The organism is Kitasatospora sp. NPDC058243 (genome assembly GCF_042882025.1).
Classification (GTDB): domain Bacteria; phylum Actinomycetota; class Actinomycetes; order Streptomycetales; family Streptomycetaceae; genus Kitasatospora.
In genome coordinates this window covers 36,329-51,625 of sequence record NZ_JBHVWW010000071.1, presented here as the reverse complement: position 1 = coordinate 51,625, position 15,297 = coordinate 36,329, and the positions used below count along the sequence as shown (strand labels likewise).

General features: G+C 73.7%; 14 protein-coding genes. 9 read left to right on the top strand and 5 right to left on the bottom strand.

The window, feature by feature from the left end:
* The 3 genes from ACFVX9_RS33185 to ACFVX9_RS33175 all read left to right on the top strand — a co-directional run.
* A partial coding sequence (locus ACFVX9_RS33185; RefSeq protein WP_387985235.1) for a DUF5997 family protein occupies nucleotides 1-201 on the top strand: 201 nt, incomplete at its 5' end.
* Nucleotides 202-322: 121 nt separating this feature from the next.
* Nucleotides 323-1,264 (top strand): SDR family oxidoreductase, encoded by a 942-nt coding sequence (locus ACFVX9_RS33180; protein WP_380371856.1) that lies wholly within the window; start codon nucleotides 323-325, stop codon nucleotides 1,262-1,264.
* A gap of 153 nt (nucleotides 1,265-1,417) precedes the next feature.
* Nucleotides 1,418-3,118, top strand: a complete 1,701-nt coding sequence (locus tag ACFVX9_RS33175) for a DUF885 domain-containing protein (RefSeq protein ID WP_387985231.1) — start codon at nucleotides 1,418-1,420, stop codon at nucleotides 3,116-3,118.
* Between the two features lie 53 nt (nucleotides 3,119-3,171).
* Here the strand turns inward: ACFVX9_RS33175 and nadE are convergent, their stop codons facing one another.
* The 4 genes from nadE to ACFVX9_RS33155 form a co-directional block, all read right to left on the bottom strand.
* Entirely contained in the window at nucleotides 3,172-4,005 is an 834-nt protein-coding gene (gene nadE / locus ACFVX9_RS33170) for an ammonia-dependent NAD(+) synthetase (RefSeq protein WP_063350387.1), read from the bottom strand.
* Between the two features lie 110 nt (nucleotides 4,006-4,115).
* Nucleotides 4,116-6,032 carry an ATP-dependent zinc metalloprotease FtsH gene (gene ftsH / locus ACFVX9_RS33165; RefSeq protein WP_380371863.1) on the bottom strand — a complete coding sequence of 639 codons (1,917 nt, stop codon included), beginning with the start codon at nucleotides 6,030-6,032 and terminating at the stop codon, nucleotides 4,116-4,118.
* A gap of 116 nt (nucleotides 6,033-6,148) precedes the next feature.
* Nucleotides 6,149-6,808 (bottom strand): DsbA family protein, encoded by a 660-nt coding sequence (locus ACFVX9_RS33160; protein ID WP_387985226.1) that lies wholly within the window; start codon nucleotides 6,806-6,808, stop codon nucleotides 6,149-6,151.
* Between the two features lie 16 nt (nucleotides 6,809-6,824).
* Entirely contained in the window at nucleotides 6,825-8,420 is a 1,596-nt protein-coding gene (locus ACFVX9_RS33155) for an alpha/beta fold hydrolase (protein WP_387985223.1), read from the bottom strand.
* 216 nt (nucleotides 8,421-8,636) lie between these two features.
* Between ACFVX9_RS33155 and ACFVX9_RS33150 the strand changes: the two genes are divergently transcribed.
* The 4 genes from ACFVX9_RS33150 (at nucleotide 8,637) to ACFVX9_RS33135 (ending at nucleotide 12,474) form a co-directional block, all read left to right on the top strand.
* Entirely contained in the window at nucleotides 8,637-9,017 is a 381-nt protein-coding gene (locus ACFVX9_RS33150) for a PadR family transcriptional regulator (RefSeq protein ID WP_363377112.1), read from the top strand.
* Nucleotides 9,014-9,619, top strand: a complete 606-nt coding sequence (locus tag ACFVX9_RS33145) for an HAAS signaling domain-containing protein (RefSeq protein ID WP_387985220.1) — start codon at nucleotides 9,014-9,016, stop codon at nucleotides 9,617-9,619. The genes ACFVX9_RS33150 and ACFVX9_RS33145 overlap by 4 nt, the downstream gene beginning before the upstream one ends.
* Nucleotides 9,620-10,107: 488 nt before the next feature.
* Nucleotides 10,108-11,934, top strand: a complete 1,827-nt coding sequence (locus tag ACFVX9_RS33140) for a putative Ig domain-containing protein (RefSeq protein WP_387985217.1) — start codon at nucleotides 10,108-10,110, stop codon at nucleotides 11,932-11,934.
* A gap of 135 nt (nucleotides 11,935-12,069) precedes the next feature.
* Entirely contained in the window at nucleotides 12,070-12,474 is a 405-nt protein-coding gene (locus ACFVX9_RS33135) for a hypothetical protein (RefSeq protein ID WP_387985214.1), read from the top strand.
* 4 nt (nucleotides 12,475-12,478) lie between these two features.
* On the opposite strand, the gene ACFVX9_RS33130 is transcribed toward ACFVX9_RS33135, so the two are convergent.
* The gene (locus ACFVX9_RS33130) at nucleotides 12,479-13,399 is read right to left on the bottom strand and encodes a polysaccharide lyase (RefSeq protein WP_380337397.1); all 921 of its coding nucleotides are present in this window, start codon (nucleotides 13,397-13,399) and stop codon (nucleotides 12,479-12,481) included.
* A 288-nt stretch (nucleotides 13,400-13,687) separates the two neighbouring features.
* On the opposite strand from ACFVX9_RS33130, the gene ACFVX9_RS33125 reads away from it, so the two are divergent.
* A complete protein-coding gene (locus ACFVX9_RS33125; RefSeq protein WP_387985210.1) occupies nucleotides 13,688-14,059 on the top strand; it encodes a YciI family protein in 372 nt (123 codons plus the stop codon).
* A complete protein-coding gene (locus ACFVX9_RS33120; protein WP_387985207.1) occupies nucleotides 14,056-15,276 on the top strand; it encodes an RNA polymerase sigma factor in 1,221 nt (406 codons plus the stop codon). Before ACFVX9_RS33125 ends, ACFVX9_RS33120 begins: the two co-directional genes overlap by 4 nt.
* Nucleotides 15,277-15,297: the final 21 nt, after the last annotated feature.

Genomic DNA, 15,297 nt, shown 5'->3' with positions numbered 1-15,297 from the left:
GGCCTGGCCCGCGGCGGCGTGACCGAGGCGCTCACCACCGAGCAGATCGAGGCCGTCAAGGCCGAGAACCCGCTCTGGCTGCAGCACGAGCGCGCCAACCAGGTGGACGTCCGCAAGGAGGCCGTCCGGATCAAGGAGAAGCAGGAGAAGGACGCCGCGGCGCTTGCCGCCAAGGCTGCCAAGGCCGCCAAGGCCGGCTGACCCGCGCGCTCCGGCCGCCGGCCGGGCCCGATTGTCAGACCCCTGCGCAAGGCTGGTGCCGACGTCCGTTCCACGGGCGTCGGCACAGTCGTCGGCGGACATGCGGACAGGGAGCTTGCGGATGGCACAGGCAGCAGGGGCGGCACGGGCAGCAGGGGCGCTGGACGGTCGGATCGCCCTGGTCGCGGGGGCGACCCGGGGCGCCGGGCGGGGCATCGCGGTGGAGCTGGGCGCCGCCGGGGCGACGGTGTACGTCACCGGGCGAAGCACCCGCGAGCAGCGCTCGGAGTACGACCGGCCGGAGACCATCGAGGACACCGCGGACCTGGTCACCGCGGCCGGCGGCCGGGGCATCGCAGTGCCGACCGACCACCTGGTCCCGTCCCAGGTGGCCGCCCTGGTGCAACGGATCGACGCCGAGCAGGGCCGGCTGGACGTCCTGGTCAACGACATCTGGGGCGGCGAGAACCTGTTCGGCTGGAACGTCCCGGTCTGGGAGCACGACCTGGACGACGGCCTGCGGCTGCTCCGCCTCGCGGTGGAGACGCACGCCGTCACCAGCCACCACGCCCTCCCGCTGCTGCTGCGCCGCCCGGGCGGCCTGGTCGTCGAGATGACCGACGGCACCGCCGAGTACAACCGCGACACCTACCGGAACTCGTTCTTCTACGACCTCGCCAAGGCCTCCGTGCTGCGGATGGCCTTCGCGCTCGGCCACGAGCTGGGCCCGCGCGGCGCCACCGCCCTGGCGCTCACCCCCGGCTGGATGCGCTCGGAGATCATGCTGGAGCACTTCGGCGTCACCGAGGAGAACTGGCGCGACGCCCTGGCCCGGGAGCCGCACTTCGGCATCTCCGAGAGCCCGTACTTCGTCGGCCGGGCGGTCGCCGCCCTCGCCACCGACCCCGAGGTCTCCCGCTGGAACGGCGGGTCGGTGTCCAGCGGGCAGCTGGCCCTGGAGTACGGCTTCACCGACCGCGACGGCAGCCGGCCGGACTGCTGGCGCTACCTGGTCGAGGTGCAGGACGCGGGCAAGCCGGCCGCGCCGGAGGGCTACCGCTGACGGGGCGTCGGCGGCGGTGCCACCGGGCGCCGGGGAGAACCCCTTTCCCCGCGCCGCATATTGACCGCGCCGCCACCGACTCCGAATAATCGGCGCCACCGGGGCGCCCAGGCAACCCTCGTCACTCTGACCACACCGGACCGGGGAGCGCCCATGACCGACCAGCCGCACCACGACGAACCCGCCGCGCTCGCCGCCCCCACCGCACTCGCCGCCCTGGCCGAGGAGTACTTCGCCGCCGAGAACGCCCACGCCCCGTTCGACGCGACGCTGAGCGGGGTCGAGGGCTACGCCCACGAGGTGCCCGACCCGTCCCGCGCGGCCGCGCTGCGCCACCGGGACGCGCTGGCGGGCTTCGGGGCGCGACTGGCCGCGATCCCGGTGGACGCGCTGGCCGGCGAGGACCTGGTCACCCACCGCGTGCTCGGGCGGCTGATCGACAACGGCACCGGCCGGATCACCCACGGACTGGGCGACTTCAGCATCTCGGCGACCATCACCGCACCGCAGAACGAGGCCTTCACCTCGCTCGCCATGACCTCCGTCGACCAGGAGGGCGCCGACGCCTACCTGGAGCGGCTGGCCGGCCTGCCGGGCTACTTCGACGCCGCCCTGCAGCTCCACCTGGACGCCGCCGCCGAGGGCCGCACGCCGCTGCGCAGCGGCGTCGACGCCGCCCTCGACCAGCTCGACGCCTACCTGGTCGCCAACCCGGACGACGACCAGCTGCTGCGCGCGCTGCAGGGCCGCCCGGAGTTCGACCGGGGCCGGGTGATCGTCCGCGACGGCGTGCGCCCGGCCGTGGCCCGCTACCGGGCCGGCCTGGCCCAGCGGCTGGCCGCGGACGCCCGGCCGGACGACCGGGCCGGGGTCTGCCACGTGCCCGGCGGCACCGAGGGCTACGCCGACGCCGTCACCCGCTACACCCGGCCCGGGCTCACCCCGGAGGAGGTCCACCGGATCGGCCTGGACACCCTGGCGGGGCTGCGCGAGGAGTTCGCCGAGCTGGGCGGCAGGGTGCTCGGCATCACCGACCCCGACGCCGTGCTGGCCGCGCTGCGGGAGGACCACGCGCTGCGCTTCGGCAGCGCCGAGGAGATCATCACCCTGGTCGACGGGGCGCTGGAGCGCGCCCGCCGCGCCTCGGCCGACTACTTCCGGGCCTACCCGATCGCCGACTGCGTGACCCGGGAGATCGACCCGATCGAGGCGGAGACCGGGCCGCTGGCCTACTACCAGCCGCCGGGCCCGGGCGGCCTGCCCGGCACCCACTGGATCAACACGCTGCGCCCGCAGACCAGGTTCAGGTACGAGTACGAGGCGATCGCCTTCCACGAGAGCGTGCCCGGGCACCACCTGCAGATCGCCGTCGCCCAGACGCTGCACCACCTGCCGGAGTTCCGGCGCCGGCCGAGCGGCCAGCTGACCGCCCACGTCGAGGGCTGGGGCCTGTACACCGAGCGGCTCGCGGACGAGATGGGGCTGTACAGCTCGGACCTCTCCCGCTTCGGCATGCTGTCGCTCGACGCGCTGCGGGCCGTGCGCCTGGTCGTGGACACCGGTCTGCACCACTACGGCTGGTCCCGGGAGCGGGCGATCGCCTTCATGCGGGACAACACGGCCACCACCGAGGCCAACGTCCGCAACGAGATCGACCGCTACCTGGCCTGGCCGGGCCAGGCGACCGCGTACCTGATCGGCCGCCGGGAGATCGTCCGGCACCGCGAGCGCGCCCAGGCGGCGCTGGGCGGCCGGTTCGACATCCGGGAGTTCCACCACGAGCTGATCGGGCACGGCAGCCTGCCGCTGGGAGTGCTGGACACGCTGGTCACGGACTGGATCGCGGCGCAGTAGGGCCCGCCGCTCCGACGGTGCGCGCACCGCGCACCGTCAGGCCGGTTCGGCTGCTACGCCGGGGTGACGGGCGGGCGGCGCTTGTGCTCGGTGCGGCGGTAGTGGCCGAGGACGGTGCGGAAGACGTCCTCGCTCACCGGCCGCTCCTCCAGGAAGTCGTCCAGGGCCTCGTAGGGGACGCCGAGGGCGTCCTCGTCGGGGCGGCCGGGGGCGAGGGTCTCCAGGTCGGCGGTGGGGGTCTTGTGGACGAGGTCCGCCGGGGCCCCCAAGGCCTCGGCCAGGGAGCGGACCTGACGCTTCGTCAGCCCGTCCAGCGGCATCACGTCGGCGGCGCCGTCACCGTACTTGGTGAAGAAGCCGACGGCCGCCTCGGCGGCGTGGTCGGTGCCGACGACCAGGCCGCCGGTGGCGCCCGCGACCGCGTACTGGGCCACCATCCGCTGGCGGGCCTTGACGTTGCCGCGGACGAAGTCCTCGTGGGAGCGGTCGGCGAAGGTGAGGCCGGCGGACGTCAGCGCGTCGAGGGCGGCGTCGGTCGCGGGCCTGATGTCGACGGTCAGGGTCCGGTCCGGCCGGATGAAGTCGAGTGCGCGGCGGGCGTCCGCCTCGTCCGCCTGGGTGCCGTAGGGCAGCCGCATGGCGCAGAACTCGGCCTGGTGTCCGGCGGCGCGCAGCCGGTCGACGGCGAGCTGGCAGAGCCGCCCGGCGGTGGTGGAGTCGACGCCGCCGCTGATGCCGAGCACCAGCGTGCGGGCGCCGGCCGCCCGGAGCTGGTCGGCGAGGAAGTCGGCCCGGCGCTTCGCCTCCTGCTCGGGGCTGGGGACGGGGGCCACCCGCAGGGTGCGGGCGATCTCCCGCTGGAGGTCGGCGGACAGGGGTTCGGTCATATCGACTCCCGGGTGAAGGTGACACGGTGGGTGCCCGCCCTGGACGCTACCAGCGGGTTCCGCGCGTTCGACGAGGTGGTGGCGGTGCTGCGGCGGGCCGGGGCGAGCGCCTACGCGGGGTGCCGCAGGATGTCGAGGACGACGGCGCCGTCGACGGTCTCCTGGGCGACCAGCAGGGCGGCCAGTTCGTCGAGGTGGTGGCGGTGTTCGCGGAGCAGGTCGACGGCGCGGCGTTCGGCGCGGCGCAGCAGGCGGGCCACCGCCTCGTCGACGGCGCGCTGGGTCTGCTCGGAGTACGGGCGGCGGAACAGGTCCTCGGGGCCGTCGCCGAGGTAGTTCGGGGAGCCGCTGGAGTAGCCGACCGGGCCGAGTTCCGGGGAGAGGCCGAATTCGCGGACCATCCGGGTGGCGACGCCGGTGGCGTGGGCGAGGTCGTTGGCGGCGCCGGTGGAGCCCTCCCCGAAGACCACCAGCTCGGCCGCCCGCCCGCCGAGCTGGACGGTGATCAGGTCGATCAGGTAGCCCTCGGTGTACAGGTGGCGTTCCGCTTCGGGGAGTTGTTCGGTCGCACCGAGGGAGACGCCGGCCGGGAGGATGGTCACCTTGGCGACGGGGTCGGCGTGTTCGCACAGCGCGGCGGTCAGGGCGTGCCCGGACTCGTGGACGGCGACGGCGTGGCGCTCCTCGGGCAGCAGCGCGTTGGAGGAGTCCCGGCGGCCGAGCAGGACGCGGTCGCGGGCGGTGTCGAGGTCGTCGGCGGTGAGGGTGGCGCGGTCGGCGCGGACGGCGTTGATGGCGGCCTCGTTGACCAGGTTGGCGAGGTCGGCGCCGGAGAAGCCGGGTGTGCCGCGGGCGATGCGGTTCAGGTCGGCATCGGGGGCGAGGGTCTTGCCGCGGACGTGGACGGCGAGGATCGCGGCCCGTTCCGCCTGGTTGGGCAGCGGGACGGTGACCTGGCGGTCGAACCGGCCGGGGCGCAGCAGGGCCGGGTCGAGGGCGTCCGGGCGGTTGGTGGCGGCGATGACGACGATGCCGGTGGTCGGGTCGAAGCCGTCCATCTCGGAGAGCAGCTGGTTGAGGGTCTGTTCGCGTTCGTCGTTGCCGCCGAGCCGGGTGCCGCCCGCGCGGCGGCCGCCGACGGCGTCGATCTCGTCGATGAAGATGATGGACGGCGCGCGTTTGCGGGCCTCGTCGAAGAGGTCGCGGACGCGGGAGGCGCCGACGCCGACGAACATCTCGACGAAGCCGGAGCCGGTCACGGAGAGGAAGGGCACCTCGGCCTCTCCGGCGACGGCCCGGGCGAGCAGGGTCTTCCCGGTACCGGGCGGGCCGACCATGATCACCCCGCGCGGGCCCTTGGCGCCGGCGGCGGCGTAGCGTTCGGGGCTGCGCAGGAAGTCGACCACCTCGCTGACCTCCTGCTTGACGCCCTCGTACCCGGCGACGTCGGCGAAGCGGGTGGCGGGCCGCTCGGCCTCGATGATCTTGGCGCGGGAGCGGCCGATGGCGCTCAGGCCGCCGCCGAGCGAGCGGGCGGCCATCCGGCCGGACCAGAGGAACAGCCCGCCGAAGAGCAGCAGCGGCAGGAACAGCAGCAGCGTGGACCAGACCGAGCTGCCGCCGCTGTGGCTGGCGGTGATGTCGACGTGCTGGCCGGCCAGCTCGCCGCTGAGCTGGGAGGTGTCCAGGGCGGTCGGGATCTGGCTGGTGAAGTGCGTGCCGTCCTTGAGGGTGCCGGTGACCCCGCCGGTGTCGGTGATGTCCACGGTCTGCACCTGGCCGGCGCCGACCCGGTTGAGGAAGTCGGTGTAGCCGTAGTTGGCGCCGGTCGAGCCGGAGCGCGAGAACAGGATGAGCAGCAGCAGGGTCACCAGGACGGCGACGGGCAGCAGCCAGCGGCGCATCGCGGGCGGGGGCGGCTTGGGCGGCGGCGGGCCGCCGGGGGTGCGGGGCCGCTCTGGGCCCCCGCCCGGGGGCGGCGGGGTCGCGGGGTGGCGGGCGGCGCGCAGCCGGATTCGGGTGATCATCCGCGCCCACCACCTCTCCGCCGCCGGGCCTTCCCCCTCCATGGTGGGGCGAGAAGGGCCCGGACGGGAGGTCCAGGACGAACCGGCCGGCCCCGGCGCGGGGGCCGGCGGCGCCGTCAGGAGAAGTCGAGCGAGCCGGTCCGGGTCCGCTTGAGCTCGAAGAAGTTCGGGTAGCCGGCCAGCAGCCGCACCCCGTCGAAGACCCGGACGGCGTCCTCGCCGCGCGGGATGGCGCTCAGCACCGGGCCGAAGAAGGCGACGCCGTCGACGTGGATGGTCGGCGTGCCGACCTCCTCGCCGACCGGGTCCATGCCCTCGTGGTGGCTCTTGCGCAGCGCGAGGTCGTACGCCGTGCTGTCGGCCGCGGCGGCGAGCTCCTCCGGCAGTCCGGCCGCGACCAGGGCCTCCCGGATGACGGCGTCGTCGGCGGGCCGGTCCTGGTCGTGCAGGCGGGTGCCGAGTTCGGTGTACAGGTCACGCAGCACGTGCTCGCCGTGCTGTTCGGCGGCGGCGATGCAGACCCGGACGGGGCCCCAGCCGGTGGTCATCAGGCGCTGGTAGCGCTCGGGCAGGTCGGTGCGGCCCTCGTTGAGGACGGACAGGCTCATCACCCGGAAGGTGAGGTCGAGCTCGCGGTGGCGCTCGACCTCACGGATCCACCGGGAGGTGATCCAGGCGAACGGGCAGATCGGATCGAAGTAGAAATCGACTTTGGTGGTCACGGTGAAGAGCCTAGACGCCGAGTGGACCGCTTTCCAGGGCCAATCGATCACCATTGCGGTGGGCCACTTCTCAGCTGCAGGTCTTCCCGTCGGACGGCACGGTGCCGTCCAGCAGGTAGGCGTCCACGGCCTGCTTCAGGCACGGGTCGCCGGTGTTGTAGCCGCCGTGACCCTCGCCCTGGAGGGTGACGTTGACGCCGACGCCCGGGCCGAGCCGCTGCGCCATCGCGTGGGCGCCCTCGACCGGGGTGGCCGGGTCGCCGGTGGTGCCGACCACCACGATCGGGGCCGCGCCGGCGGCCGAGACGTCCGGGTGGTCGGCCTTGCCCGGCACCGGCCAGCCGGTGCAGCTCGTCAGGCCCCAGGCGGAGTAGGGGCCGAACACCGGGGAGGCGTCGCGGAACTGCGGCAGCTGCTGTTCGACGTCCTGGTCGGAGTAGCGCTGCCGGGCGTCCACGCAGTTGATCGCCCGGTTGGCGGCGCTCAGGTTGGTGTAGCGCCCCTGCGGGTCGCGCCCGAACATCGCGTCGGAGAGCTGGAGCAGTGTGTTGCCGGTGCCCTGCTGCATCGCCTCGGTGAGCCCGGCGGCCAGGACGGGCCAGGTCTCCTCGCTGTACAGGGCGGCGGCGATGCCGGTGACGGCCAGGGTCTCGGTGAGCTGCCGCCCGCTGGTGGTGGGCAGCGGGGACTGCTCCAGCTTCTGCAGCAGCGCCGTGACCGCCGCCGTGCCCTCGACGCCGCCGGCACCCGTCGGGCAGACGGCGGCCTCCTCGGCGGCGCAGGCCTTCATGAAGTTGTCGAAGGCGAGCTGGAAGCCCTTGGCCTGGCCGAGCGCGGACTGCTGCGGGTCCTTCGTCGGGTCGACGACCGAGTCCAGGACGATCCGGCCGACCTCCTGCGGGAACAGGTGCGCGTAGACGCCGCCGAGCTGGGTGCCGTAGCTGATGCCGAAGTAGAAGAGCTTCTGGTCGCCGAGCACCTGCCGCATCAGGTCGAGGTCGCGGGCGGCGCTCTCGGTGTCCACGTAGGGCAGCACCGGACCGGAGTTGTGCTCGCAGGCGGCGGTGAACTGCGCGTTGCTGGTGTCCAGCGCCTTCACCGCGTCGGGGGTCCCGGGGGTGTTGTCGAGTGCCAGGCTGACGTCCATCGCCTTGTCGTCCAGGCAGCTCACCCCGGCGCTGGCGCCGACCCCACGGGGGTCGAAGCTCACCAGGTCGTAGCGGGCGTTGAGGGAGGCGTAGTCGGCGGCGAGGGCGGGCAGCGTGGCGACGCCGGAGGCGCCGGGGCCGCCGAAGTTGAACAGCAGCGAGCCGATCCGGTGCTTCTCGTCCTTGGCCCGGCTCCGGATCATGGCCAGGTCGATGGTCTCGCCGTCCGGCTTGCCGTGGTCCAGCGGCGCCTTGAGGGTGGCGCACTGCCAGTCACCGGCGGGCGCGGTGCCGCTGCCCTGCGCGGGGCTGGGGGCCGGGCAGGCCTGCCAGTCGAGATGCTGGGCCGCGAGTCCGGTCGCGGACGCGGCGGGTGAGCCGGGCGAGCCGGCCGGGGAGGCCGGGGAGGTCGGCGCGGGCTCGACGGCGGAGCGGGCGTCGCCCTGGCAGCCGGCGGCACAGGCGAGCAGCAGCGCGGCCAGGCCGAAGGCGCCGGCGCCGCGGACGACGGTGTGCATGGAGCGGTCCACCTCTCGGGTTGCCGGGCGCGCCCCGGCGGACGGCACGGTCAGCGCACCACAGACCCTAGGGGTGGTGGGGCGACCGCGCCTGGTGGAAGGCCCGGTGGAGGGGCGTACGCCGGTCCGGCTGCCACCCGCCGTCCGGGTGAGGTCGCTCCTGCGGCACTCGTCCGGATCTCCCACTACCTGGCGTCGCATGCTATCTTGCATCACATGGTACCTGGCATCACACACCACGACGGCGACGCCGGTACGGCCGACGGACCGGTGGCGACGCAGCTGCGCAAGGGCGTGCTGGAGTACTGCGTCCTGGCACTGCTGCGGGACGGCCCCCGGTACGGGGTGGAGCTGCTGCAGGAACTCGGCCGGTTCCCGATGCTGGCGACCAGCCAGGGCACCATCTACCCCCTGCTGTCCCGGCTTCGCCGGGCCGGCCTCGCCGACACCTTCCTGCGCGACTCGGCCAGCGGCCCGTCCCGCCGGTACTACACCCTCACCGACACCGGCCGCAGCGCACTGGAGGAGTTCGCCACGCTGTGGCCCGCCTTCCGCGAAACCGTCGACCACGTCCTGGCCCCGGGAGAGAACCCGTGAACAACTCCATCGAGCACCCCCTGGTCCGCGCCCACCTGGCCGCGGTCGCCCGGTACACCGCTCCGCTGCCCGAGCCGCGCCGCCGCGAACTGCTCGCGGACCTGCGCGAGCACATCGAGGTCTCGCTCGCCGAGTGCGACCCCGCCGACGAGGCCGCCGTCCGGCGGGTCCTGGAGCAGCTGGGCAGCCCCCGGCAGATCGCCGACGCCGCGCTCGACGAGGAGGGCGGCGCCCGGCCGGAGCCGGAGAGCCGCGGCCGCACCATCCGCACCCTGGTCTTCGCGGTGCTGCCGGTGCCACTGTCGTTCGTCCCGGTCATCGGGCCCCCGCTCGCGCTGGCCGCCGCCGTCATCGCCGCCAGCAGGGTCTGGCGGTCCACGCAGTGGAGCCGCCGGGAGAAGCGGCTGGCAGCCCTGCTGCTGTTCTCCCCCGTCCTGGTCACTCCGCTGGCCGGCATCGCCGCCGCCGTCGTGTCCCCGTTCGGCCTGACCGCGACAGCCGTCCTCGCCGCCTGCGTGGTGGGCTTCTGCCCCGCCCTGCTCGCGGCGTTCCTCCTGGCCCGCTCCGCCGCCCGGCTGCGCAACGCCGCACTCATGGCCTGAACCGGCTTCATCAATAAACACTGACGTTTCGCCAGCCCCCCCTGGTGATACCGAAGACCGCCTTCCCAATACCAGGGAGGCGGTCTCCACACGTCGGAGGCTCACGCTTGCGTGCGCGCCTGCCCGGCGGCTAATGTCTTACCTGTTTCTCACCATCAAATCTGTTTTGGGCCAAGGCTGTTCATACGGTTAACGGAAACCCGCATACAGTGTGTGGGCTCGGAGAATCCGAACCGCCGCCCCCTCCGCCTGGGGGCTTTTCCATTACGCGGGAATCAAGGCAACTCACTTTACCGTCAGGCTCGTTGACCCCGTTCTCCGGCGGCTGCTTTGCTTCTCGGCGGCCGAGGCGGGCCTGTTTCCCCCCGGTGATCCGTTGTGCGGCGGGTCATCCAGGCGTTCCACCGCCTCCGGCCTCTCCCTGTCCTTCGCGACCACCCGTCACCCACCGGTGCCCGGGCGGTCGGCATGAGAGAGGCAACCCTCACATGGGCCGAACCCCCACGTTCCGTCTCGCCGGACGGGCGGCGCTCACCGGCGTCGCCACGCTCGCCCTCGCGGCGGCCGGCTTCACCGCGGCACCCGCCCAGGCGCAGCCCGACGACGCCGCGCACTCCGCGGCGTCGGCGAACCACCCGTACCGGCACGGCGCCGTCCCGCTGCGCGGCCACCAGGCCGCACCGAACGCCACCTCCGCCAACAACCTCAACTACGGTGGCGGGGCGGGCAGTCCGAGCATCGGCGTGACCACCGGACCGGAGCACGTCTACCTGGTGTTCTGGGGCTCCCAGTGGGGCAGCTCCGGCACCGACGCCAACGGCAACACCACGCTCAGCGGCGACGCCAAGGGCATGGCCCCCCGCCTCCAGCAGCTGTTCAAGGGCATCGGCGCGGGCAACGAACTCTGGTCCGGCGTCATGACGCAGTACTGCGAGGGCGTCGCCGCCGGCTCCCAGACCTGCCCAAGCAACTCCGCGCACGTCGCCTACCCCACCGGCGGCGCGCTCGCCGGCGTCTGGGTGGACACCTCCGCCGCGGCGCCCGCCTCCGCGACCGGCAACCAGATCGGCGCCGAGGCGGTCAAGGCGTCCGGCCACTTCGGCAACACCACGGCCGCGGCCAACCGGAACGACCAGTACGTCGTCGTCTCCCCCACCGGCACCACCCCCGACGGCTTCAACACCGCGTCCGGCAACTTCTGCGCCTGGCACGACTACACCGGCGACACCACGCTCACCGGCGGCGCCGTCTCCTCCCCGTACGGCGAACTCGCCTTCACCAACCTGCCGTACGTGACCGACGCGGGCTCCGGCTGCGGCCAGGGCTTCGTCAACGCGGGGACGGCCGGCACCCTGGACGGCGTCACCATCGTCGAGGGCCACGAGTACGCCGAGACCATCACCGACCAGAACCCGGCCGGCGGCTGGACCGACAGCAGCGGCGCCGAGAACGGCGACAAGTGCGCCTGGGTCAGCAGCGGCCAGGGCGCCTCGGCGAACGTCGGCTTCACCACCGGCAGCTTCGCCATGCAGTCGACCTGGGCGAACGACTTCAACAGCGGTGCGGGCGGCTGCGAGATGTCCCACCCGATCGTCGGCGGCACGACCGGCAACACCGTCACCGTCACCAACCCGGGCGCCCAGGCCGGCACCACCGGCAAGGCCGTCAGCCTGCAGATCGCGGCGACCGACAGCGCCTCCGGCCAGACCCTCACCTACACGGCGAGCGGCCTGCCGGCCGGCCTGTCCATCTCCGCCTCCGGCCTGATCAGCGGCACCCCGACCACCGCCGGCACGGCGAGCGTCACGGTCACCGCCAAGGACGCCACCGGCGCCGCCGGTTCCGCCGCCTTCGGCTGGACCGTCACCTCCGCGGGCGGCGGCGGCCTCACCAACGGCGGCTTCGAGACCGGCACCCTGAGCGGCTGGGCCTCCACCGGCAGCGCCGCCACCTCCAGCGCCGCCAAGCACACCGGCGGCTACGGCGCCATGCTCGGCTCCGCCGGCCCCACCACCACGTCCACGGCCAGCCAGACCTTCACCGCCCCGACCGGCAGCAGCAAGGTCGCCTTCTGGTACGACGTCACCTGCCCGGACACCGTCACCTACGACTGGGCGACCGCCACCCTCAAGGACAACACCACCAACACCACGACCACGGTGCTCGCCAAGACCTGCACCAGCGGCCTCGGCTGGAAGTCCGCCTCCGGCACCGTCACCCCGGGCCACAGCTACACGCTCACCCTCACCAACGTGGACGACAACTACCCGGGCGACCCGACCTACACCTACTACGACGACGTGACCGTCTCCTGACGGCCGCCCGTCCACGCCCCTGACGCCGCCGGGGGGGGGCACCACAGCCCGCCCCCGCGGCACCCCGTCCCCAGGGAACTACTCCCCCAAGGAACCGCGCCCCAAACACACCGCGGCACTTGGAGGAGGAGAGCCGTGACGGTGCGAAAGCTCGCGGCAGCCGCCCTGCTCGCCCTGGCGGCCGGCTGCTCGTCGAACACCGGCCCCGCCGCGCCGGGCCCGCCCGCCCTGGTGCTCGACGAGCACGCCGACGGCACGACCATCCGGGTGGCACCCGGCACCGTCATCCGGGTCGAGCTGCACAGCACCTACTGGTCCCCGGCCGCCGGCGACAGCCCGCGGACGCTGCGTCCGACCGCCACCGCGACCACCCCCGCCCCCTCCTGCCGGCCGGGCGGCGGCTGCGGTCAGGTCACCGCCGGCTTCCTCGCCGCCTCCCCCGGCACGGCCCGCCTCTCCGCCCACCGCACCACCTGCGGCGAGGCACTGGCCTGCCCGCCCGGCCAGCGGGCCTTCACCGTGACGGTGACAGTCGGCTGACGGGTCAGTGCTGGACGCCGGAGGACAGCGAGAAGTCCGCGAAGTAGGCACGCTGGGTGCTCGCCGGGCCCCAACTGGTGTCGTGGCCGCCGTAGAAGGTGGAGAAGAACACGCCACCGAAGGGGATCCCGCCGATGCCCGAGGCCACCCCGCGCGCCGCGTAGACCTGGCGGCCGTCGTACCAGACGGTGACGTCCCCGGTGCCGCGGTCGACCAGCTGCTCGACGCTGTGCCACGCGCCGTCGGCCTGGAACCGCCAGTCGCCGAGCCCCTCGTCCACCCCGTAGCCGGTCGGGCCGGAGTTGGTCGGGGTGTAGAGGTAGACCTCGCCGTTGTCCGGCACGCCCTTGGCGCCGCGCCACATGTAGCGCGTCGACCAGCCTGCGCCGTGGTTGCCGCCCGACTCCTCGCCGATCCTGCCGCCGTACAGTCCGGGCAGCTTCCCCGCCTTGCCCCAGTCCCGGCCGGCCGGGAACTTGAGGGAGTACTTCAGGTCCAGCGTCTTGCCCTGGGCCAGGGCGGACAGGCCCAGGCTGGTCAGATCCGTGTAGAACTGGCCGCCGCCCGGGTTCGGGCAGTCGGCGCACTGGTTGGAGGAGGACCCGGCCCCGTAGATGACCTGGAGCGCCGAGCCGCCCCCGGGAGCGGCCGCGTCGTCGACCGCGCTCAAGTCCGAACCGCCCCACGTCCCCTGGTCGGCCGCGCCCCAGGCGTGCTTCCACTGGTCCGTCCCGTAACCGCGGAACTGGCCGGTCCAGGCCGTCTTCCCGCTCGCCACCGCGGCCGGCGCGGCTCCCCTCGCTCCCTCGGACCCCGAGGCGGCCGGCGCGGCGATCGAGGCCGCGGCGGGCGACGTCGACGGGGCGCAGGCGGCCAGGGCGGCGGCCGCGAGCACCGATCCGAACACACGACGAGTGCTTTTCATGACTGCCCCTCCCGACGGGACCGGGCCGGGACGGCCCACCCGTTCCATGTGACGCTCCGCCACCGGGTCACAGTAGCGGCGTCCGATGTGACGTGACCATCACACTCCCGGGTGACGGCGGGGCGGGGTTCCCGGCCCCCGGCCCTCCCGAGGCGGGCGATGTGCGAGGTGGCGGTGCGGCCGCGAAGATTCCTCCGAACGTCCGGCGGAGGACGTCAAGGCCGCGGCGACGGCTCCGACCACCGGTCGAGGAGCCCAGCCGGGCCCGCGAACCACGAGGAGCACGAGATGAAGTTCCTGATCAGCCTGCACATCAACCCGGCCGTGATGGACGCGCTGACCGACGAGGAGAAGGCGGCGATCGGCCACGGCCACGGCGAGTTCATCGAGGCGCTGAAGGCGTCCGGAGAGCTGATCACCACCCAGGCACTGGTCGATCCGGCCCAGGCCGCCGTGGTGATCGTGCGCAACGGCCAGCCGGTGGTGACCGACGGCCCGTTCCTGGAGGCCAAGGAGTACCTGGGCGGCTTCTACCTGATCGACTGCGAGGACAAGGAGCGGGCGATCGCGCTGGCGGCGCGGATCCCGGACACCGCGATCGAGGGCCTGGGGGTCGAGGTGCGGCAGGTGATGTTCGCCGACGGACACTTGGAGGCATGACAGCACCGGACTTCGAGGACCTGCTGCGTGCGCTCACGCCGCAGGTCCTCGGCACCTTGGTTCGCCGGTACGGCCGGTTCGAAGGGTGCGAGGACGCCGTCCAGGAGGCCGTTCTCGCCGCCACCGTGCAGTGGCCGTCCGAGGGGATGCCGGACAATCCGCACGGCTGGCTGGTGACCGTCGCGGCCCGGCGGCTCATCGACCAGTTGCGCCGCGACCGCGCGCGCCGCGAACGGGAGTCGGCGACGGCCGCCGAGGTGGTGCCGCCGGAGGTGCCGGACACCGACGACACGCTCGTCCTGCTGTTCCTGTGCTGCCATCCGACGCTCACCGCGGCCTCCCGGACCGCCCTGACGCTGCGGGCGGTCGGCGGTCTGACCACCGCCGAGATCGCCCGCGCGTTCCTGGTGCCGGAGGCCACCATGGCGGCCAGGATCAGCCGGGCCAAGCAGCGCATCAGGGCCGCCGGCAGCTCGTTCGCCCTGCCGGACGGCGCGGAGCGCGAGGAACGGCTGCGGGTCGTGCTGCACGTGCTCTACCTGATCTTCAACGAGGGCTACACCGCCACCTCCGGACCGGAGTTGCACCGCCCCGACCTCGCGCGCGAGGCGATCCGGTTGACCAGGACGGTGCACGCGCAGCTGCCCGGGGACGACGAGGTGACCGGGCTGCTCGCGCTGATGCTGCTGACCCAAGCACGCCGGGAGGCCCGGACCACCCCGGCCGGCGACCTGGTGCCGCTGGACGAGCAGGACCGCAAGGCCTGGGACCGGGCGCTGATCGACGAGGGCGTCGGACTGGCCGAGGCGGCGCTGGCCGGCCCGACCCTGGGGCCCTACCAGTTGCAGGCCGCCATCGCGGCCACGCACGCCGACGCGGCCACCGCCGAGGAGACCAACTGGCCCCAGGTGCACGCCCTCTACCTGATCCTGGAACGGATCGCGCCCAACCCGATGGTCACCCTCAACCGGGCGATCGCGCTCGCCGAGACCGACGGCCCGGCCGCCGGGCTGGCCCTGCTGTCCGCCCTGGACGGTGACGGGCGGATGGCCGGGCACCACCGGCTGCTGTCCGTCCGGGCGCACCTGCTGGAGAAGGCCGGCGACCCGGCCGGCGCCCACGAGCACTACCGGCGCGCCGCGAAGGCCACCGCCAACCTCGCCGAGCGGCGCTACCTGGAGGCCCGGGCCGCCCGGACCGGGCCACGCTCCGGCTGAACACACGTCCGGGGCGTCCAA